The 20732-nt window shown below is 63.3% G+C and carries 23 protein-coding genes; 11 read left to right on the top strand and 12 right to left on the bottom strand.

The window, feature by feature from the left end:
* Positions 1–19: 19 nt before the first annotated feature.
* From ACW5CM_RS11660 to ACW5CM_RS11690, 7 genes are all read left to right on the top strand, one after another.
* Complete coding sequence (locus tag ACW5CM_RS11660) at positions 20–1696, top strand: DUF885 domain-containing protein (RefSeq protein WP_457125089.1); 1677 nt, start codon at positions 20–22, stop codon at positions 1694–1696.
* A gap of 5 nt (positions 1697–1701) precedes the next feature.
* A complete protein-coding gene (locus ACW5CM_RS11665; protein WP_457125090.1) occupies positions 1702–2727 on the top strand; it encodes an LLM class flavin-dependent oxidoreductase in 1026 nt (341 codons plus the stop codon).
* On the top strand, positions 2724–4070 hold the full coding sequence (locus ACW5CM_RS11670) for an MFS transporter (RefSeq protein ID WP_457125091.1): 1347 nt from the start codon (positions 2724–2726) through the stop codon (positions 4068–4070). The genes ACW5CM_RS11665 and ACW5CM_RS11670 overlap by 4 nt, the downstream gene beginning before the upstream one ends.
* 44 nt (positions 4071–4114) lie before the next feature.
* Positions 4115–4861, top strand: a complete 747-nt coding sequence (locus ACW5CM_RS11675; RefSeq protein ID WP_457125192.1) for an SGNH/GDSL hydrolase family protein — start codon at positions 4115–4117, stop codon at positions 4859–4861.
* Positions 4858–5487: a membrane protein YczE gene (gene yczE / locus ACW5CM_RS11680; protein WP_457125092.1), complete on the top strand. Its 630-nt coding sequence runs from the start codon at positions 4858–4860 to the stop codon at positions 5485–5487. Before ACW5CM_RS11675 ends, yczE begins: the two co-directional genes overlap by 4 nt.
* Positions 5484–6230 carry a formylglycine-generating enzyme family protein gene (locus ACW5CM_RS11685; RefSeq protein WP_457125093.1) on the top strand — a complete coding sequence of 249 codons (747 nt, stop codon included), beginning with the start codon at positions 5484–5486 and terminating at the stop codon, positions 6228–6230. Before yczE ends, ACW5CM_RS11685 begins: the two co-directional genes overlap by 4 nt.
* A gap of 104 nt (positions 6231–6334) precedes the next feature.
* Entirely contained in the window at positions 6335–6592 is a 258-nt protein-coding gene (locus tag ACW5CM_RS11690) for a DUF6458 family protein (protein ID WP_439254643.1), read from the top strand.
* Here the strand turns inward: ACW5CM_RS11690 and ACW5CM_RS11695 are convergent, their stop codons facing one another.
* From ACW5CM_RS11695 to ACW5CM_RS11745, 11 genes are all read right to left on the bottom strand, one after another.
* Entirely contained in the window at positions 6593–7843 is a 1251-nt protein-coding gene (locus tag ACW5CM_RS11695; protein ID WP_457125193.1) for an MFS transporter, read from the bottom strand. It abuts the gene before it with no gap.
* Between the two features lie 90 nt (positions 7844–7933).
* Entirely contained in the window at positions 7934–8398 is a 465-nt protein-coding gene (locus ACW5CM_RS11700; protein WP_439254644.1) for a CinA family protein, read from the bottom strand.
* A gap of 2 nt (positions 8399–8400) precedes the next feature.
* The gene (locus ACW5CM_RS11705) at positions 8401–8886 is read right to left on the bottom strand and encodes a hypothetical protein (protein WP_457125094.1); all 486 of its coding nucleotides are present in this window, start codon (positions 8884–8886) and stop codon (positions 8401–8403) included.
* Between the two features lie 261 nt (positions 8887–9147).
* Positions 9148–9789 (bottom strand): ABC-2 transporter permease, encoded by a 642-nt coding sequence (locus ACW5CM_RS11710; RefSeq protein ID WP_439254646.1) that lies wholly within the window; start codon positions 9787–9789, stop codon positions 9148–9150.
* On the bottom strand, positions 9786–10637 hold the full coding sequence (locus ACW5CM_RS11715) for an ABC transporter ATP-binding protein (protein WP_457125095.1): 852 nt from the start codon (positions 10635–10637) through the stop codon (positions 9786–9788). The genes ACW5CM_RS11710 and ACW5CM_RS11715 overlap by 4 nt, the downstream gene beginning before the upstream one ends.
* Positions 10630–11007 carry a GntR family transcriptional regulator gene (locus tag ACW5CM_RS11720; RefSeq protein WP_438254596.1) on the bottom strand — a complete coding sequence of 126 codons (378 nt, stop codon included), beginning with the start codon at positions 11005–11007 and terminating at the stop codon, positions 10630–10632. Before ACW5CM_RS11720 ends, ACW5CM_RS11715 begins: the two co-directional genes overlap by 8 nt.
* A 116-nt stretch (positions 11008–11123) precedes the next feature.
* Positions 11124–12104: a hypothetical protein gene (locus ACW5CM_RS11725; RefSeq protein WP_457125096.1), complete on the bottom strand. Its 981-nt coding sequence runs from the start codon at positions 12102–12104 to the stop codon at positions 11124–11126.
* Positions 12105–12191: 87 nt separating this feature from the next.
* Positions 12192–13085: a dihydrodipicolinate synthase family protein gene (locus ACW5CM_RS11730; protein WP_457125097.1), complete on the bottom strand. Its 894-nt coding sequence runs from the start codon at positions 13083–13085 to the stop codon at positions 12192–12194.
* A gap of 126 nt (positions 13086–13211) precedes the next feature.
* On the bottom strand, positions 13212–13718 hold the full coding sequence (locus ACW5CM_RS11735) for a GrpB family protein (RefSeq protein WP_457125098.1): 507 nt from the start codon (positions 13716–13718) through the stop codon (positions 13212–13214).
* Positions 13711–14520 carry a class I SAM-dependent methyltransferase gene (locus tag ACW5CM_RS11740; protein WP_457125099.1) on the bottom strand — a complete coding sequence of 270 codons (810 nt, stop codon included), beginning with the start codon at positions 14518–14520 and terminating at the stop codon, positions 13711–13713. The genes ACW5CM_RS11735 and ACW5CM_RS11740 overlap by 8 nt, the downstream gene beginning before the upstream one ends.
* Positions 14513–16870, bottom strand: coding sequence for an ATP-binding cassette domain-containing protein (locus ACW5CM_RS11745; protein WP_457125100.1), 2358 nt, complete (start codon positions 16868–16870; stop codon positions 14513–14515). Before ACW5CM_RS11745 ends, ACW5CM_RS11740 begins: the two co-directional genes overlap by 8 nt.
* Before the next feature lie 169 nt (positions 16871–17039).
* Between ACW5CM_RS11745 and ACW5CM_RS11750 the strand changes: the two genes are divergently transcribed.
* The gene (locus tag ACW5CM_RS11750) at positions 17040–17636 is read left to right on the top strand and encodes an HdeD family acid-resistance protein (RefSeq protein ID WP_438254604.1); all 597 of its coding nucleotides are present in this window, start codon (positions 17040–17042) and stop codon (positions 17634–17636) included.
* Here ACW5CM_RS11750 and ACW5CM_RS11755 read toward each other — a convergent pair.
* Positions 17626–18390 (bottom strand): SDR family oxidoreductase, encoded by a 765-nt coding sequence (locus ACW5CM_RS11755; RefSeq protein WP_457125101.1) that lies wholly within the window; start codon positions 18388–18390, stop codon positions 17626–17628. The two genes, ACW5CM_RS11750 and ACW5CM_RS11755, sit on opposite strands and share 11 nt — an antisense overlap.
* Before the next feature lie 121 nt (positions 18391–18511).
* On the opposite strand from ACW5CM_RS11755, the gene ACW5CM_RS11760 reads away from it, so the two are divergent.
* The 3 genes from ACW5CM_RS11760 to ACW5CM_RS11770 are packed head-to-tail and all read left to right on the top strand — an operon-like array spanning position 18512 to position 20690.
* Positions 18512–18985: an NfeD family protein gene (locus ACW5CM_RS11760; RefSeq protein ID WP_438254608.1), complete on the top strand. Its 474-nt coding sequence runs from the start codon at positions 18512–18514 to the stop codon at positions 18983–18985.
* 8 nt (positions 18986–18993) lie between these two features.
* Complete coding sequence (locus tag ACW5CM_RS11765) at positions 18994–19923, top strand: SPFH domain-containing protein (RefSeq protein ID WP_438254610.1); 930 nt, start codon at positions 18994–18996, stop codon at positions 19921–19923.
* Positions 19920–20690, top strand: coding sequence for a glycerophosphodiester phosphodiesterase family protein (locus ACW5CM_RS11770; protein ID WP_438254611.1), 771 nt, complete (start codon positions 19920–19922; stop codon positions 20688–20690). Before ACW5CM_RS11765 ends, ACW5CM_RS11770 begins: the two co-directional genes overlap by 4 nt.
* The last annotated feature ends 42 nt before the right edge of the window (positions 20691–20732 follow it).

The following is a 20732-nucleotide window of genomic DNA, read 5'->3' on the forward strand; positions in this document are numbered from 1 at the left end:
GCGGCGCTACGCTGAGGGCATGACGACTACCCCTCGCACACCCACTGCGATCGATCAGATCGCCGAAGATTGGGTGGATACTCTCGTAACGCTGGCCCCGACGCTGGGCACGTACATCGGTCGAAACGATGTCAACGACCGTTACGGTGACCTCAGCCCCGACGGGCAGCAGCAATATGCGGCAGAGGCGACCAGGACACTCGCGGCGTTACAGGCGGCTGCCCCTGTCGACGCCGTGGATGAGGTCACGCAAACCGATCTGACGAGTGAACTACGGCTCGAGCTCGAGTTCCACGAGGCGCAGTGGCACCTGCGGGATCTGAATGTGATCGCCTCGGCTGTGCAGGACATCCGGCAGGTGTACGACCTGATGCCGACAGCGACAGCCGAAGACTGGTCGGTGATCGCCAAACGTATGGCTGCGGTGCCGAGCGCGCTGGAAGGTTACGCCGCCACCCTGGCCGAGGGCATCGCCCAGGGGGTCGTACCGTCGCAGCGACAGGTGCGCGAAGTCGCCGATCAGATCGTCCGCTACACCGCCGCGGATGGCTTCTTCACCGACTTCGTTGCTGGCGCAGCTCTAGACGGGGGCGAGATTCCGACGTCGCTCGCTGCAGATCTTGCCACGGGCGCGAATGCCGCCCGCACCGCCTACGACGAGCTGCGTAGATTCCTGACGGACACACTGGCACCGGCAGCATCCGATGTCGACGCTGTCGGCCGGGAACTCTACTCGCTGCACTCTCGCCGCTTCCTCGGAGCCGAGATCGACCTCGACGAGACGTATGAGTGGGGTCGCGAAGAGCTTGCTCGCATGATCGCGGAGCAGACGGCGATCGCGAACGAGATCCTGCCGGGATCCACCGTCGAAGAAGCGGTAGCGCACCTCGAGGCTGATCAGTCCCGCAAGCTCATCGGTACCGATGCGCTGCAGCGGTGGATGCAGGAAACCAGCGACCGCGCCGTAGCCGAGCTCGGTGCAACGCACTTCGACATTCCGGAGGAGATTCGCACGCTCGAGTGCATGATCGCCCCCACGCAAGAGGGCGGAATCTATTACACCGGTCCCACCGACGATTTCTCACGTCCCGGTCGCATGTGGTGGTCGGTGCCGGAGGGCGTGACCGAGTTCGACACCTGGCGCGAGCTCACCACCGTCTACCACGAGGGGATTCCAGGGCACCACCTGCAGATCGGACAGGCGGTGTACAACCGCGCCGAGCTGAACTCCTGGCGGCGGCTCCTGGCTGGCACATCAGGGCATGCGGAAGGTTGGGCGCTTTACGCCGAGCGTCTGATGCAGCAGCTGGGCTATCTCGATGACCCGGCCGACCGGCTCGGCATGCTGGACGGACAGCGCATGCGCGCGGCCCGTGTCGTGCTCGATATCGGAGTGCACCTCGGCAAGCCCCGTTTGGAGGGCACCGGAACGTGGGACGCTGATTACGCACTGAATTTCATGCGCCAGAACGTGAACATGTCGGACGAATTCGTCCAGTTCGAGGTCAATCGGTACCTGGGCTGGCCGGGCCAGGCTCCGTCGTACAAGGTCGGCCAGCGCATTTGGGAACAGGTGCGCGACGGCTACCAAGCGCGGCAGGGTGACGCTTTCAACATCAAGGACTTCCACAAGCGCGCCCTTGATCTCGGTGGCGTCGGTCTAGACACGCTGCGCGCAGCCCTCCTCCAGAAGTAGGAAAGATGGCCCTCGAGTTCGGTCTCGACACCTTCGGCGACATCACGCGCTCAGCTGATGGCACCCTGCTCACCGGAGCAGAGACCATACGCAACATCGTGGCGCAGGCCGAGCTCGCGGACCGCGTCGGCGTGGACTTCTTCGGAGTCGGTGAGCACCACCGCGCCGAGTTTGCCGTATCCGCACCGGAAATGGTGTTGGCGGCGATCGCGTCGCGTACGCAGCGGATCCGACTCGGAACCGCTGTCACTGTGCTCTCTTCCGATGATCCCGTGCGCGTTTATGAACGCTTCGCGACGTTAGATGCCGTGTCCAACGGCCGCGCCGAGGTGGTGCTTGGGCGGGGTTCCTTCACCGAGTCGTTCCCGCTGTTCGGATACGACCTGCGCGACTACGAAGCGCTGTTCGAAGAGAAGCTCGAGCTGTTCGTTCAGCTACTCAAGGAGAAGCCTGTGACGTGGTCGGGAACGATGCGCGCCTCGCTCGACAACGCAGACGTGTTCCCCAAGACCGAGAACGGGCTGCGCACGTGGGTCGGCGTCGGGGGCAGCCCCGAATCAGTGGTCCGCGTCGCGCGGCACGGTCTGGGGCTCATGCTGGCGATCATCGGCGGACCGGCGGTACGGTTCAAGCCGTTCGTCGAGCTGTATCACCGCTCGATTGCGGCGTTCGGCACACCGGAGCATCCCATCGCCGTGCACTCTCCCGGGCATATCGCGGACAGCGATGAGGAAGCGTGGGATGGCGCCTACGCGGGGTTCGAGGCGATGAACAACACCATCGGCCGCGAACGCGGGTGGCCCGAGTACAGCCGCGCTCGATTCCAGAACGATGTTGGGCCTGCGGGAGCGATCTACTCCGGCTCTCCGGAACGGGTGGCGCAGAAGATCGCCGACACTGTCCGCACCCTGGGGATCAGCAGGTTCGATCTCAAGTACGCGACCGGAACACTCGGGCATGAGCAGATGATGCGGAGCATCGAGCTGTACGGCACCGAGGTCATCCCGCGCGTACGGGAGCTGCTGTCATGACCGATGTCGTTCCGAGCCGGTCTTCGCTGGCGGCCAGGCTCGATCAACTGCCTTTCACCCGTCGACACGGCCGGTTGCTCACCGGTTCGGGGGTGGGCTGGGCATTGGACGCGATGGACGTCGGACTCATCTCGTTCATCCTGGCAGCGCTCGCACAGCAGTGGGACCTCAGCAAGGCCGAAAGCGGCTGGATCGCGTCGGTCGGATTCATCGGCATGGCTCTGGGCGCGAGCCTGGGCGGTTTGTTGGCTGACCGCTTCGGTCGGCGACAGGTATTCGCACTGACGCTGTTGGTCTACGGCATAGCGACCGGGGCCAGCGCGCTGGCCGGCGGCATCACGGTTCTGCTGGTACTTCGATTCCTCGTGGGTTTGGGTTTGGGAGCCGAGCTTCCCGTCGCATCCACCTACGTCAGCGAGTTCGCCCCGGCACGCATCCGTGGGCGGCTGATCGTTATCCTCGAAGCGTTCTGGGCGGTCGGCTGGACGGCTGCAGCGCTGATCGGGTACTTCGTAATCCCGGCATCCGATGACGGCTGGCGATGGGCGTTCGCGCTCGGCGCGATTCCTGCGGTGTACGCCCTCGTCATTCGCTGGGGACTCCCGGAGTCACCGCGCTGGCTAGCCTCACGTGGGCGCCTGGCCGAGGCAGAGCGGATCGTTTCCCGATTCGAAGCGGATGCCGATATCGTCAGCGCACCCGCCACGCCTCCCGCCGCTCCGTCTCGCCCGGCTCTGACTGCTGCCTCGCGGCTGAGCACGCTGTGGGCGAGCGAGTTCCGCGTCCGTACGTTGTGCCTCTGGGTGGTCTGGTTCTGCGTGAACTTTGCCTACTACGGCGCATTCATCTGGATCCCCAGCATCCTCGTGGATGCCGGATACGATCTGGTGCGATCCTTCGGCTTCACTCTGCTCATCACACTCGCGCAGCTGCCGGGGTACGCGGTGGCGGCGTGGCTGATTGAGGTGTGGGGACGCCGGGTGACGCTTTCGGTCTTCCTCGTCGGCTCGGCTGCCTCGGCAGTGCTGTTCGGCAGTGCCACGGGGGATGCCGCGATCATCGGCACCGGAATGGCCTTGTCCTTCTTCAATCTCGGTGCCTGGGGCGCGCTGTATGCGGTGACACCGGAGATCTACCCGACGTCGGTGCGCGCCACAGGGTCAGGGTGGGCCGCCGGCGTCGGACGGATCGCCTCTATCATCGCGCCGGTGCTGGTTCCGGTTTTGCTCGTCGCTGGGGGAGTGGAGCTTCTCTTCGTCGTGTTCGCTGCGTTCTTCATCGTCGCCGCGGTGGCGGCGTGGGGGCTCGTCGACAAGCGTGGCCAGTCGTTGGATGATCGGTGAGGCTGTTGGGGGCCGACCCGGCATAGGCTGGGGCAGTGACTGGTGTGAGATTTGTGGCGATCGGCGACTCTTTCAGCGAGGGCGTCGGCGATGAATTGCCCGATGGACGAGTGCGTGGCTGGGCTGACATCGCCGCCCAGGGATGGGCGGATGCTGCCGGACACTCGATCCAGTACGCCAATCTCGCCATTCGCGGAAAGCTTGCTTGGCCGATCCTCGAGGAGCAGCTGGAGCCGGCTCTGGCGTTGAACCCGACCCATCTCTCATTCAACGGCGGCGGAAACGACATGCTCCGGCCTCGCACCGATCCCGAGCACATCGCGGATACGTTCTCGCGCGTGCTTCGTCGCTGTGATGACCACGGGGTGACGCTCATCCTGCTTTCCGGCGCCAATCCGGCAGGGCAACTTCCGCTCGGCTCCCTCATCCAGCGGCGCGGTGACGAACTGTCTGCCGCTGTGCTCCGGCGCGTGGCAAACCGTCCGGACGTCGTTCGTGCGCTCAACTGGCCCGACCGCGAACTGTCAACGGCGCCCTACTGGTCAGAGGACCGGCTGCATATGAATTCCGCTGGCCATCACCGGGTTGCGGCTCGCGTGTTGCACACCCTGGGATATGAGCCGCCAGCCGAGTGGTGGTCACCGAGCGCCGCTGCCATTGCCGGTCCAGCGGGGATGGCCTATTACCGGCAGCATGTAGGACCGTGGGTGAAGCGGCGGCTCACGCGCAAATCTTCGGGTGATGGGCGCCAGGCGAAGTACCCGACGTGGGTGGAACGGTCGCCCCAGTGATCCGTGTTCGTGGCCGCCGTCTGCCACGACGCTCTGCGCAGCTGCTGATCGGACTGTTCCTCTACGGCGTCGGCATCGCGTTCATGCTGCGGGGCGAGGTCGGCGCTGCTCCCTGGGACGTCCTGTCCCAGGGGATCGCACGACACATACCGCTGACATTCGGGGTGATCACGATTTTCGTGAGCATCGTCGTTCTGCTGTTCTGGCTGCCGTTGCGGCAGCGTTACGGTATCGGGACCGTGCTGAACGCGCTCCTCGTCGGCCCATCCGCAGACATCGGGCTGTTGCTGATTCCGACCGGGCAGCCGCTCTGGCTGCGTATTGGATTCTTCATCATCGGGCTGGTCGTACTCTCCGTCGCAACCGGGCTGTATATCGGCGCGCATTTCGGCCCTGGGCCCCGAGACGGCCTCATGACCGGGCTGCACGCGCGAACGGGGTGGCCGATCTGGGCGGTCAGGACCGGATTGGAAGTGACTGTGGTGCTGATCGGCTGGAGTTTGGGCGGGAATGTCGGCTTCGGCACCCTCGCTTTCGCGCTCCTGGTTGGACCGCTCTGCCAGTACTTCATGCGTATCTTCGCCATCCGGATGGATGTCGAACCACGCTCCTCGGCGGCGCAATGAGCGACTTCGAGATGGCGCGGATTCCGGCCGGGTCGGTGCTCCTCAAGGACGCGCGGCGCAAGACTCAGCGCACCGTGCAGCTGGAACCGTTTGAGATCGGAATGTACGCGGTGACGCAGGAGCAGATGGCAGAGGTTCTCGGCATCGCTTCTCGTCATCCCCGTCGTCCGGCTGCGGACGTGAGCTGGTTGCGCGCCATTCGCTTCTGCAACGCAGCATCCGAATGGGAAGGTCTGGATTCTGCCTATACCTTCGACGGCGAAGAGGTGACCTGGCACGTTGACAGTGACGGGTATCGCCTGCCGACCGAGGCCGAATGGGAGTACGCGTGCCGGGCGGGCTCAAGCGGACCTCACTACGGTCTGCTCGCCGACATTGCCTGGACCAGCGCAGATGGCGTGCCGCATCCGCAGCATGTCGGTGGCAAGATGCCGAATTTGAACGGGCTGTTCGACACGCTCGGCAACGTGTGGGAATGGTGTTGGGATCTGCTTGATCCGGCGCGCTATGACGACTACCGGGTCTTTCGCGGCGGTGGCTACGCTGACGACGCGTGGAACGTACGCGCTTCGGTACGGCGCGGGGGAGCGCCACGTATGCACCATGAAGACGTGGGGATGCGGTTGGCCCGAGGCGGGTTCGACTCTACAGATTCAGCTCAGGGTTGGTCAGCAGCGGTGGATCGCGAGCGCGCGGCTGCATCCGGTCCGCTACCGATGGGATGGACCCCTCGACGCGGGTGAATCCGTTCCGTGTCAACCCCTATGGTGCGGCTACACAACGCGCGGCATACTGGTGGTGGTGTTGACGCGATCGCGCTCGGCACCCTCGGCCGAAAGGTATGGATATGAGCATCGGAACTGGCGTCGTCCTCTTCGTGATCGGCGCAATTCTCACTTTCGCTATCAACATCCAGGTTGAGTGGGCGGACCTTGACTTGATCGGGTACATCCTGATGGGGGCAGGCGTCGTCGTGTTCATTGTGGGCTTGGTCCTGATGGCTCGACGTCGCAGGTCAGAAACCGTCACGCGCACGATCGACCCCGCCGCGGGGGAGCAGGTCACCCGGAAGTCCACACGCGCGGACGACCCTGGCGCGTACTGACTATCGGGTCCGGCGGGTCTTGGGTGCGATACCCATCCGCACGCGAGTCCGGCGCCGTTCAACAACTATGAAGGTTGCCCCGAGAAGCCAGACCGGTACCTGCGTGAGAAATGCCACGCGGAAGGCGCTCAGGGAGTAGGTCTCGGGGTTGCCTGCCCCTTGGAGGTCGAGCGCGAGTCCGATGAGGAACACTGCCAGCAGCGCCGCGATGAAGCCGCCGGCGTTCGTGAGGCCTGTTGCTGTGCTCAGCCGGTGTGACGGATTGTGTGTGCGGGCATGATCGAAAGCGATCATCGACGCAGGGCCGCCCGTTGCCAGAGCAACGGCCAATACATAAAGCAACCAGAGCGGCGCTGGCCCCGGCTGGGCGATTACCGCGATCCATGCCAGGAACTGGATGCTGACAGCGGGGAGGACCAACGCCAAGGAACGTTGGTTCGGCAAACGCTGGGAGAGGGTTCCGATCAGAGGTCCCAGCAACATTCCCGAAACGACATATATCGAGATGAGACCGGCTGCGGCGGTGTCCGACAGCCCTTCTCCGGCCGTCAGGAACGGCATACCCCAGAGCAACACGAACGCCGTTCCAGCGAACGGGGTCGTAAAGTGCGACCAGAATGCGAGTCGGGTGCCCGGGTGTGCCCAGGCGGCGCGGATGCCGACGCCCGTGTCGACTGTAGAGGTCACTACCCGCACAACACCGGTGTCGGTGTTCACCGAGACATCGGCGATCTGCTCCGGCGGGTGATTGCGGACGATGACGAAGACCAGAACTGCGAAAAGCATGCCCAGGCCCGCGATGCTCCCGAAGGTGATCGTCCAGGTTGTGGCATGCAAGAGCGCAGCCAGCGGGACCAGTGCGATCAGCTGACCGGCCTGCCCGATGATTCCGGTGAACTGCACCATGACTGGGCCGCGCTGGGCGGGGAACCATGTTGCCACGAGCCGGAGTACTGCAGGAAAGACAGCCGCATCACCCGCACCGAGAAGAATGCGAGCGAGGATCGCGATGCCGATGCTGGGGGAGACGGCCATGACGAGTTGCCCCGCCGCCATAAGAACCATCCCGATCGTGATCATCGGCCGCGCACCGTACTTGTCCAGCAGCACACCAATGGGGATCTGCATCCCACCGTAGACAGCGAGCTGCACGACAGCGAACAGCGAGAGTGTCGACGCGTCGGCATGGAACCGGTTTGCGGCGTCAACTCCGACGGCGCCCAGTGATGTGCGGTTCGCGACCGCCAGCATATAAGCGGCTACGCCCACAGACCATATGAGCCATCCTCGCCAGCCGGGCGTGGAGTGCAGAGGCGTCGAGGAAACGGTCACCTGTCCACGCTACTGTGCGAGTCGCTCCACCCGTGCAACGAGCACCCGGAGGGCTGCTTCGACCGTGGCATCCAGGACTGCTGGGGGATCACCGGGCAACGCCAGACGCAGGTGTCCGACGGTCCCGCGGGCGGCCCAGCCGATGTATACCGTCCCCGGCTGGTGTCCGTCCTCGGGGTCCGGACCACCGACGCCGGTGGTGGATACGCAGACGTCCGCGTTGAAAACGGCAGCGGCGCCGCGTGCCAGTTCCTCCGCGCACTGTGCAGAGCAGAGGTCGATGCCGGGCGTTACTCCGAGGAGTTTCTCCTTGACATCGCGGAGGTACGCGACGATTCCACCGGCGAACCATTCGCCCGCTTTCTCGCCGGCGCCTACCGTGTTGGCGAGCTGCCCCGAGGTGAGAGATTCTGCCACGGCGATTCGCAGTCCGGCGGTGCGCGCGGCTGCGCTGATGCGGGCGATGTCAGACATCTTCAACTCCTTGTCGCGGGTTGTGCGAACTGACGCTTCGTGCCGGCGCTGGTCGGCCCGAGCTTCCGCCCTTCCGGCATCGCAGTCTGCTCGTGGCGTACGCGCGGAATGATTCCCACTTGGAACTCGTCTTCGTAGATGAGGGGACCAGGATCGTCCGTCGTCACCACATCGTGAGGGACGCTGTGTGCGGTCAGGATTCGGCATAGAACGTCGATCCGTTCGGACATGGCTGCCGGGATCGGTGTCTTGAACCAGGTGACAGCCTCGATCGAGTTCCCGTCTTCGTAGAACGGGGGATTGGGCAAGTGCGTCTGGAACCAGTCGTCGATGTCGAAGTACTGATCTTCTTCATCGGGGCTGAGAACCGCGGCACGGCGCAGGTGATCAACGGCGACGAAGATGCCGACCTCGACACCGAGGCGACCGCGATAGCGAGCCTGTACGCGGACGTAGTCCTGATCAGTCGTCCGTGCTCCATCATTCATGCGTCAATACTGCCTGACCTAGCGACTCTACTCAGCGTGCTTCCGCACGCGCGGATGCCAGGGAAATGGAGTGGACGGCGGTATTAGAGCGCGGCCGCCAGAACTTTGGCGTATTCGGCGAGTGCAGTAGGGCCGACAGGGATGCCTGGTTCGAACGGAAGTTCCATCGGATAGTACTGTCTTCGCGATGCGCTGGGCAGTCAGAATTGACACACCGCCGATTCTAGATTGCTGCAGTCCAACACGGGGGTTGCGCGCCCGTCACAGCTCCCGGGTGCGATAGAGCCGTGCGGAGATGATGACCGCGCAGATGATTCCGAGGATGCCGATCAACGCGCCGGCTCCGCAGATCGCCGCGACGGGGACTCGTTCGAAGGCCTGCTGAACTGGAACCAGTGCGCCTGTCGTCTGCAGAAGCCAGGCAATGCCCGCTACGGCGAACGCTGGGGTGTAAGCCATCAGCCGACCCCGCGTGTACCCGATACGGAAGAGGACCGGGAGCTGCAGCGCCATCGACAGCCCGACGAACGCCAGCGCGACGGTGTGGGCGATGAGAAGCAGTTCGGTCTCGATCTGCCCACCCCGCACTATCGCGCTGACGACGGTGACGGCTGTCGCCAACACTGCTGCCACGAGGTAGTAGGCGATGATCGACAGCGTGCGTCCGATCACAACGGTGCTGCGGGAAACCGGCAGCACTCCGTAGAGAGTGTCCAAGCGCCCCCGCTCATCGCCGAGGAACGGGGCCGACACCATCAATGAGGTGACGAGAGCGGCTGCGACGATCGCCATGCCGGGAACGGGAAGGAGCACGCCCACAACGACAACGAAGAGCAAGGTGAGGGCGGTCTGCGTGCGAGGGAACCAAGAGGACAGGTCCAGTCGGGTGAATGCGGCGATCATGCGGTGACCTCCCGCCGCTGCGACGCGAGGTGGATAACGATGTCGTCGATGCTTGCCGAATCGATGATCACCTCCTGGCCGAATGCCGCAGAATCGGACAGTCGGATCAGCGCGGACCATTGCTCGCCCGCACGCTCCAGCCCGATGAGCGGGCCGGCGGGGGTGGTGCCGGAACCGCGAGCCATCGCGAACTCCTCAGCGGCGTCGAGGAGCGCACCCTGATAGGCGATCTGACCATCGACGAGGACGACGAGCTCGTCGGCGAGGCTGTCGAGATCTGTAGTGATGTGGGTCGAAAACAACACCGCGTGGGACGGGTCGAGCATGAACTCTCGGATGAGGTCCCCGATGATTCGGCGGCTGGCTGGATCGAGGCCGCTGGACGGCTCGTCGAGGATCAGTAACTCAGGAGACTGCGCGAGCGCCACGGCTAACGACAACTTCACGCCTTGCCCTCGCGACAGGTCACCTACGCGCTGACCCGGCGGCACCGAAAGCCGATCGAGCAACTCGCTGAACCGATCGCTGTTCCACCCTGGGTAGAACGGTGCGAGACGTCGCCCGAGTGAACTCACGCGCCACTCCGGGGCGGCGGTCGGCTGATCGAGGACGATGCCGGTGCGCGCGAGCGCGTGCGATGCGCCCGCAGGACGCCCGAAAACTTCTACCCCACCCGATTCGGGAATCAGCAGGCCGAGCAGGGCGCGGATGACCGTGGTCTTTCCAGCCCCGTTAGGGCCAACAAGGCCGACGACGGTGCCGCGAGAAAGTGTGAGTGAGACACCGTCGACCTCAAATGTGGGCCGTCGTACGTGCAGGTCCGTGATCTTCGCTACGTAATCAGTCATCTTTCCTCCAGATCTCATCGAGGTGGTTGTGGATGTCGGTCAGGCTCAATCGGGCTTGTCGAGCGGCGATCACGACCTCGCGCAGCGCGTCATCAACCCGAACGCGTAGCGCCGCGGTTGCGATACCGGGCTCGACTTCCAAGACCACGAAGCCGCGACCATGCTCACTGTGCACGAGTCCCTCCGCAGCGAGGTCGTTGTAGGCGCGGGTAACGGTGATGACGCTCACGCGGAGGTCTGCGGCGAGCTGCCGCAGTGACGGCAGAGTCTGTCCTGGCTGCACCTCACCCGAAAGGATCGATGAGCGCACCTGCCTCCTGATCTGCTCGTAGATCGGCGTAGCGGAGGCCGTCGAAACCACAACGCGCATCGCACTCCCAACTGTTCATGTGATTAAGAACAGTAGATCACTTTTGGTGAGGATGCGAATCACGATCCGCAGATCGCCGGGCACCGCTACGCGGCGTTAGCCGGCGAGCGCCCTCGTTATCCAGGCATTCCCGAGTACCCACTCGGCGTGACCCATACGTGAGCGGTCACGACCTTTCGTCCGCTTTCCTGCGCATTGCGCAACGATGGGACGTTGTCGGGGTGGATGTGGCCCCACAGCAGATCGTCAGGGTTCGCAGGAACCTTCCTGCACAGCCGTTGCAGCGCAGCGATGCCTATCCGCTGTCCGCGATGTGCTGAGTCGATCACGAGCTCCTGCATGCAAAAACCAGTGAATCCGTAGGCATCTTCGCGTGCCGCAGCGACGATACCCGCTGAGGTGCCGCCGACCAAGATGTCGAAGAGGAGGCCTTCTTCAGCAGCATCCGCTAGCGCGTCGACATCGGCTGGTGTAGCCCATTGATGGAGCTGAGGTCGCGACGGGGTGAGCTCTGCGTAGATAGCGGCGACACGTTGCGCTGCTCGTTCAGGGTCACACCTTTCGAGTGTGACATCGTCGTACCGCTGCGCGAGCGGCTGATCAAGCATCTCCACCACCGGTCGCGCGACGATCAGTAGATCCGATGTCGCGTGCCCAGCATCCACGGCAGTATCTGCAAGCGCCAAGAATCGTTCGTCTAGGGAAGGCAGATTCACACGGAAGCAGAGGGGTGAAAAATCATCGAAGTGCGGCAAAACTGCACTGAGCGCCGCGATCCCTTCTGGATTCGGCGCCAGAGATGTCGCAAGGACGTCCGCGAAGGGCTTCTCGATGTCTTGCCCACGGAACCGAATGCCTACGATCGCCCAATGGCCATCCGCCAGCTCAACTCGCCTGTTCGCCCACGCCAGCGGATCCTGGATGGGAAGCTGAACCATGTCGCGGAACTGCCCGCCCCATTCGGCATCTCCCACGAGCGTGAGGCTTGGTTCCAACCACCCGGTCAGGTTCTCCCGCCACCTCGGCGACCATTCCTTGATCTGTGAAGAGGTCCATCTTGCAGCGGCTTCGATTGCGTCTACAGCAGGCGTTGTCATCGGGGGAGAGCCTATCAACGCCGTACAGCGATCCTCGCGCGGCCGGTCAGGGGAGGGGCCGTGTTTATGCACCTGCACGCACGCGCGTTAGTCGCGTAGCTGGAGCTCGGCGACGACCTTGATTACCTGAGCGCGGCTATTATCGCTGAGCCCGAGAACGGGCCGGGGGAGGCAGCCGGCGGCCACCAGGCCCAGATGTTCCGCAATTGCCGCTATAACGCGGAGACTGCCGTGCTCGGCGCACAATGCCCAGAGCGGCTGCAGCCGTGATGATGCTGCGCGTGCATCGGCGGCATCTCCGGTACGCGCTGCACGGGTGATCCGTTGCGCGAGGACGGGCAGCGTGCCGCCGATCGCGGAGTACCACGCGTCGCACCCGGCGTTCAGTCCCATCGCGGCCGAGGCATCTCCGGACACCCCTATGGTCACGGTTTCCGGGATGTGGTCGCGAATGCGGGAAACCCGCAATGCTGCGGCCGCAGAATCGTGGGGAACGCCAGGGATCTTGATGGATGCTACGTGGGGGAGCGCGGCCACACTGGCGTATAGGTCATCAGAGAATCTCACGTGCGTGGTGCCGGGGTTGTCGTACACAACCAGCGGCACCGATAGGTCCGCGCTGACGTCGTCGAAGAGTGCGAACACCTCATCGTCCCCGAGGCTCTGATACGTGACCGGGGCCAACAAGACCGCGGACGCACCTGCCTCTTGGGCGTCGTCAGCAAGGCGCTGGACGAGGGAAGTGCGCAGAGCACCGATGCCAACCATGACGGGAACGCCCTCAGCGAGTTGTACCGTTGCTCGGGCGACCCGCGCGCGCTCATCACGGCTCAGATACATGTACGAGCCGGTAGAGCCCAACGCCGTGATCGAGTCCACTTCAGCAGCTACCAGCCGGCGAATCAGGCCCGCATAGGCAGCCTCGTCGAAGGTGTCATCACGAAATGGGGTGAGCGGGAATGCGCTGAGACCGGTGAACATGCTTTCCCTCCCAAAGAACCGCGTGCCAACGATCGTACTTTGCTGCGTACGCGGGGCTCGGTCAGGAGAGGAGAGCATTGCGAGTCTCGCAACAGACGATGTCGCTTTCACCTGACATAATGTGCATTATCGGCGTTCATTCGCGGGTCCAACTTCATTCAGAAGTTCGCTCACCACAGACGCTTTTCTGGCCGTGTAGTCACCCCAGCTGTTCGTTGCTGCAGCCGCAGCACGCTTGACCGCCAGATAACGTCGTCGTGCGGCCGGATCTCGACGCAGAAGGTCACGGAAAGCCAGGCGTCTACGCCATTGCTCGCCGAGAAAAACGACGACATGAATGATCGCTGGTCGGTCTTGCCGATCCGGCGAACTCAACCACGCGTGCTCACTGCGTTCACCTTCGAGATCAAAACCTGACGCGCTCAGCACGTTCACGGCATCCGAGACGGCCGCAGCGTGCACGCCGACGACCACATCGACCACATCTTTGGACTCGAATCCCGCAACCGCCGTTGACCCGATGTGCCTAATCTCTGCGTCAGGCAGGACATCAGCGATGCAAGCAGCGATCGCCGTGTAACGTGCGGCCCACTCCTCATTACGTGCGGACACCAACTGCACGCGATCACCCATGCACGCGTCCGACGGCGAGCAGATGGCCGCTGAAGTCGCGGATGCCGGGCATCGCTGACGCGACAGACGCCAGGTGCGCCGCGGCCGCCCGTGTCTCGGGGTCGGTGTCAGCTGACAGCTGTTCTAGAAGCATCCCGGCGGGCCCTTCGACTCCATGAACAGTGACGTCCACGAATCCGGCGGATGCGATTTCTTGCGCCAGCCCTTCGGCCGTGTGGAAGTGTCCAGCCGGAAACCGCATCCGCGGCGACGGCCGGCCATCCTGCAGCAATGCGATCCATTCGTCGGAATCCCCCGATTCCCGTTCGCGCGTAAGAAACACCTGCCCAAACGCGATATACCGCGAAATTGCACCAGCGAAAACGCTACCGCCCGGGCGCGTGACGCGCATTGCTTCCTGCAGCGCAAGCGCTCGATCCGCAGCATCAGCCAGATGGTACAGCGGGCCGAGCATGAGCGTGGCGTCGAACGATTCATCGGGGAAGGGCAGCTCGCGAGCATCAGCAATCGATGCCGTTACACCCGCGGTCTGCGCTGCTGTGACGTGCTGGGGAACGGGATCGACAAGCGTCACGGCATGACCGGCTGCTTGTAGAGCGACGGCGTGTGCGCCCGCTCCCCCGCCGATATCAAGAATTCGCGCATCAGGGTGAACGGTCGCCGCGATCAGCGCCTGTGTTCGTTGAAATTCCAGCGGCCCCTGAGCGGAGCGCGTCGAAAGGCGGGCGTTCTCGTCAAAAATGCCACCATAGTAAGCCTGGATCCGAGCGTCGATCTCGGATTGTTTCGGGCCGTCACTCACCGACATAAGCCGCGAGGTGCTCGCCGGTCAGGGTCGATTTCTGGGCGACCAGATCTGCTGGTGTGCCCTCGAAAACGATCGTTCCCCCCTCGTGGCCCGCGCCAGGGCCGACATCGATGAGCCAGTCAGCATGTGCCATGACTGCCTGGTGATGTTCGATCACGATCACAGTCTTCCCAGCATCCACCAGACGATCGAGGACTCCAAGAATCGTGTCGACATCCGCGAGATGCAGACCGGTGGTCGGTTCGTCGAGCACGTAAACGTCACCGTCCTCCGCCATCTGAATGGCAAGCCGCACGCGTTGTCGTTCACCGCCGGACAACGTTGACAGCGGCTGGCCGAGCGACAGATACCCGAGGCCGACATCGTTGAGTCGCTGCAGAATCTTTACTGCGGCCGGAATCTTCGCCTCCCCCTCCGCAAAAAATTCCAACGCTTCCGAGACCGGCAGATCCAGCACTTCGGTAATGTCTTTACCCGCGAGCTTGTACTCGAGCACGCCAGCCTGGAACCGCTTGCCCCCGCAGTCCTCACACGGCGTCTCGATCGTGTCCATGAACCCGAGCTCGGTGATGATCACACCCGCACCTTTACATGAGGGACAAGCGCCCTCCGAGTTAGCACTGAAGAGCGCAGGTTTGACACCGTTCGCCTTTGCGAAAGCCTTACGAATCGGCTCCAGCATTCCTGTGTAGGTGGCCGGGTTGCTGCGCCTGGATCCCTTGATCGAACTCTGATCGATAGCCACGACGCCGTCACGCTTCGAGACCGAACCGTGAATGAGCGAGCTCTTGCCGGAACCGGCCACCCCGGTGATCACCGTGAGCACGCCAGTGGGAATGTCAACGTCGACATTCTGCAGGTTGTTCGTCGACGCGCTGCGCACCTCGATCTTCCCGTTACCGGTGCGGACCGCATCCTTCAACGTAGATCGATCATCCAGATGGTGTCCGGTCAATGTGCCGCTGGCACGCAGCCCTTCGACGGTGCCTTCGAAACAGATTTCACCGCCGTGGTTGCCAGCACCCGGCCCGAGATCGACGACATGATCGCCGATCGCGATCGTCTCGGGTTTGTGCTCGACGACCAAGACCGTGTTGCCCTTGTCTCGTAGTTGCAACAGCAGGGAGTTCATTCGCTGGATGTCATGCGGATGCAATCCGATTGTCGGCTCGTCGAATACATACGTCACATCGGTGAGCGACGAACCGAGATGACGTAGCAGCTTGATCCGCTGGGCCTCTCCCCCGGACAACGTCCCGGACGGACGATCCAGACTGAGGTAGCCGAGCCCGAGCGTCACGAACGAGTTGAGATTCGCGCGCAGCGCGTCCAGCAGCGACCCTGCCCCGCGCAGCTCGAGTCCATTCACCCATGCGGCGAGGTCGGTCACTTGCATGCGGCAGGCGTCCGCGATGTTGATGCCGGCGATCTTCGACGACCGCGCACCTTCGGTGAGACGAGTTCCATCACACTCGGGACATGTCGCGAAGGACGCCACACGCTCGACGAACGTACGAATATGGGGCTGTAACGCATCGAGGTCTTTCGACAGCATCGACTTCGTGATCTTCGGAATCAGCCCCTCATAGGTCATGTTGATGCCACTGACCTTGACCTTGGTGACTTCGCCGTACAGAAAGAGATGCCGCTGCTTCTCCGTGAAGTCTTCGATGGCCTTGTCAGCGGGGTAGAAACCCGACTGGGAGAATGCCTTCACCATCCATCCATCAGCCGTGTAGCCGGGCACCATGATCGCGCCCCCATCCAGCGACTTCGACTCGTCCACGACCTGGGCGAGGTCGATGTCGGAGACCGCTCCCCTGCCCTCGCACCGCGGACACATGCCACCGAGATATATCGTGTCTTTGACGATCTTCTTCTCACCGCTGGGCCCGATCATCACCCCGCTCGCTTTCTGGGTGGGAATGTTGAACGAGAATGCCGTCGGGCCGCCGATGTACGGATCTCCGAGCTTTGAGAAGAGGATCCGCAGCATCGCGTTGGCATCCGTGACCGTGCCCACCGTGGAGCGCGGGTTCGCGCCAAGCCGCTCCTGATCCACGATGATCGCCGTCGTCAATCCTTCGAGCACGTCAACATCCGGGCGCGGCACCGACGGCATGAAGCCCTGCACGAACGCGCTGTAGGTCTCGTCGATCATGCGGCGGGACTCTGCCGCGATTGTGTCGAAGACCAGCGAGCTCTTCCCTGAGCCCGATACTCCGGTGAAGACAGTGAGGCGCCGCTTCGGTATGTCGACGCTGACATCTTTGAGATTGTTCTCTCTGGCGCCCTGAACTCGGATCAGATCATGAGCGTCGGCGACGTGGATGGATTCGGACATCAGCTTCCTTCCGGAGAGGTTCAAGCGGCTTGGTTGAGCGCAGCAAGATGTCGACACCATGATCGCAGCCTCGGCATCCTTTGATCCTGCCATGGGGTGCTGACATAGCCGATGGCTGAGCGCTACGCTGAGCACATCATGCACGACCTCGATCGAAGGACTCCCTCTCATGTCTGAAGCCACTGCCGACGTCAGCTCATTGTTCAAGTCGATCCGTGTCACGCTGGCGGTTTCCGGCATCGTCGCCCTGATCGCCGGAATCGTGCTTCTCGTGTGGCCGCTCAAGACCGCGATGATCGTGACCGCGATCATCGCGTCGTACCTGATCATCGCCGGGCTGGTCTACATCGGACTCGGCATCTTCTCGGGCAAGAAGGGCGGCTGGGTTCGGGTCGGCCACATCCTGCTCGGTCTCCTCTATATCGTCGCGGGCATCATGGCCTACGTGAACCTGCAGGCGGCAACCGTCACCCTCGCCCTCGTCACCGCCATCTTCCTCGGTGTCAGCTGGATCGTCGACGGCATCGTCTCGCTCAGCCTGCTGAACCGGGACGGGTCGAAGGCGTGGACGATCATCTACGCGATTCTGAGCATCGCTGCTGGCGTGATCGTCATCTTCTCGCCGCTCCTTGCCGCCGTTGCACTGTGGTGGGTGCTCGGAATCACCTTGGTGGTCCTCGGCATTCTGCAGATCGTACGAGCGATCACGCTCGGCCGCGGTCAGACTCCCGACGCTGCAGCATTCGAGTCCAGCGTCACTGCGTGACGAAGCCGCTCGTGTCGCCCACGAGGCGCGTGTTGTCCGCCGGCACCGGCTCGACAGCGGCACGAGCAACTTCGGCAGCAAACTCGGAGACGTTGTAAAGCTTCCCCGCCGACTCCCGGCGACCAGCGATGGCGCCCGGGTTGGCGCGCTCGAGCAGCGTGGCCGTGATCGTTCCCTCGATCATGTCTCCGGACACGATCGTGAAGCCGATTCCCTTCTCCTCAAGAGCAGGGATCAGTTCGCGCAGTGCATCCTCGCCGGCACGCTTCGACAGCGCGACCTGCTCGTACTCGGGCATGGTCGGCGTAGTGCGGATGAAGTGCGCCTGATGGCTTGTTACGAAAACCACGCGTGAACCCTCCCCCATCAGCGGCAGTGCCGTGTTCAGAACGCTGAGCTGCGCATCCCTGTTGAGGGAGAGCGCATAGTCCTCGGCCATTCCTGCTTCCATACCGCCGGAGGCGTTCAGCACCAGAATATCCAGGCGGCCGTATTCTGCCTTTATCTGGTCAATCATGGTGCTGACGGATGCCGGATCCGTAAGATCCGCGCCGACAACAAGTGCACGGCCACCCAGTTCACGCAGCTGCGTGGCCAGCTTCTCAGCGCGCGGTGCCTTGTTGCGGAAGTTGATGACGACGTCCGCGCCTGCTTCGGCGAAATAGCGAACAGTGTCCGCGCCGATGCCGCGCGAAGAACCGGTCACGAGCGCAACCTTGTCGGTGAGTGAACCTGAAGGCAGAACGTCGGTCACGGTGGCTCCTTATAAGACGGGGAATGCCGCGAAACACGCGGCCACACCACTTTAGCAATGCGCTCTCGGACTACCGGTCTACGTGCACGGTGCGTGGTAAGTTGACGACAAAGGAGGGCGCATGAACGACGCTTCCGTATTCATCGAACTGGTCACCGAATGGTCGTGGATCGGTTGGCTGGTGCTGATCGCTGTCTTCCTGGTGATCGAAATGCTGACCCTCGACTTCACCTTCCTGATGCTCGGACTGGGCAGTGCCGTCGGCCTGGTCACCGGTCTGGTCGGGTTGCCGCTGTGGGCGCAGTTGATCGTGGCCGCCGCGGCCGCCGCATTGCTCATTCTCTTCATCCGTCCGCCATTGGTTCACCGCCTGCACCGCGGGGAAGACCCGACGAAATCCAATGTCGAGGCTCTGATCGGTCTGCGCGGCACCGCTCTGTCTGACATCACTCAGATCTCCGGCCAGGCGAAAATCAGCAACGGCGACACCTGGACCGCGCGTGCCGCAACGAGAGCCACCATTCCTCAGGGCGCACCGATCATGATCAGCTCGATCAACGGCGCCACCGCCATCGTCCAACCTGTCAACGACTAGGAGACCTCGTGAACGACTCCTCGTTCATCCCCACCGCCATCGGGTGGATCCTCGCGATCGCCGTCATCATCTTCGTGGTGGTCACGGTTGCGCGCTCGGTACGCATCATCCCGCAGGCGACTGCCGGTGTTGTGGAGCGTCTCGGCCGATACCACAAGACCCTTACTCCGGGACTGAACATCCTCGTCCCCTTCATCGACCGGTTGCGTCCGCTGATCGACATGCGTGAGCAGGTCGTTTCGTTTCCCCCGCAGCCCGTGATCACCGAGGACAACCTTGTGGTGTCGATCGACACCGTCGTCTACTTCCAGGTGACCGACGCCCGCGCCGCCACGTACGAGATCGCGAACTACCTGGGCGCTGTCGAGCAGCTCACCACCACGACTCTTCGTAATGTCGTGGGTGGCCTGAACCTGGAAGAGGCCCTTACCAGTCGCGACAACATCAACGGCCAGTTGCGCGTCGTCCTCGACGAGGCGACGGGCAAGTGGGGCATCCGCGTCGGACGCGTCGAGCTCAAGGCTATCGACCCGCCGCTGTCGATCCAGGATTCTATGGAGAAGCAGATGCGCGCGGAGCGCGACCGGCGCGCGGCGATCCTGACCGCCGAAGGAACGAAGCAGTCGGCCATCCTGGAAGCGGAGGGTGCTCGCCAGGCCGAGATCCTCCGCGCCGAGGGCGACAAGCAGGCGGCCGTTCTCCGCGCCCAGGGCGAGGCAGAGGCGATCCAGAACGTGTTCGCCTCGATCCACCAGGGCGCCCCCGATGACAAGCTGCTCGCCTACCAGTACCTGCAGATGCTGCCGAAGATCGCAAACAGCGAATCCAGCAAGTTGTGGATCATCCCCAGCGAGCTCACCGAAGCGCTGAAGGGCCTGGGCAGCGCGTTCACGCCACGTCCGGATGCGCCCCCGGCATCGGGTACACCCCGGGCGTGACCCACCCCTTCTTCGCCGGTACCCGGCGACCCAGAGTCCTCGCCCACCGCGGGCTCACTCTTGCGACGGATGGGGACTCTGACGCCTGGGAGAATACGGCGGCCGCGTTCGCCCGTGCGCATGCGGCCGGAGTCGAATACATCGAGACGGACTGTCGTGTGACGGCCGACGGCGATGTCGTGCTGTTTCATGACGAGACATTGACGCGTCTGCTCGGTGATGACCGACTCATCCAAGACGTGCGCACCGCGGAGCTGGTCGAACTGCTCGCGCCGCACGGCGGGCTGCTCACCGTTCGGGAAATGCTTGAGATGTTTCCTGAGACACGATTCAACATCGATGTGAAGACGGATGCCGCCGTTGCTCCGCTCGGGGCGATCGTTGCGCCGCACGCGCAACGCGTGCTTCTGACGAGCTTCTCGGATGCCCGTCGGGTCAGTGTGGTCGAAGCAGTGATGGCCGCCGGAGCGAAGCTGCGGCCCGCCACCTCGGCCGGCCGATCGAGCATGATCCGAGTGCGTGCCCTCAGCGTCCTCCGACTCTCCTCCACGAGGTTCTTCCGTGACATCGATGCCCTGCAGATTCCCGAGCGCCACGGCCGGTTGCAGGTGCTGACACCGGCTCTTTTGAGGGCCGCGCATCGCCATAATGTTGAGGTCCACGTGTGGACGATCAATGACACCGAAGCAATGCAACGACTCATTGCCGGAGGTGTGGATGGCATTGTGACGGACCGGGCAGATTTGGCGCTCAGCACCCTTTTCTGACCCGGAAACTCGCGGGACTGAGATTCGTCTGTGAATACCGCC

Source organism: Microbacterium wangyouchuni (assembly GCF_054072595.1).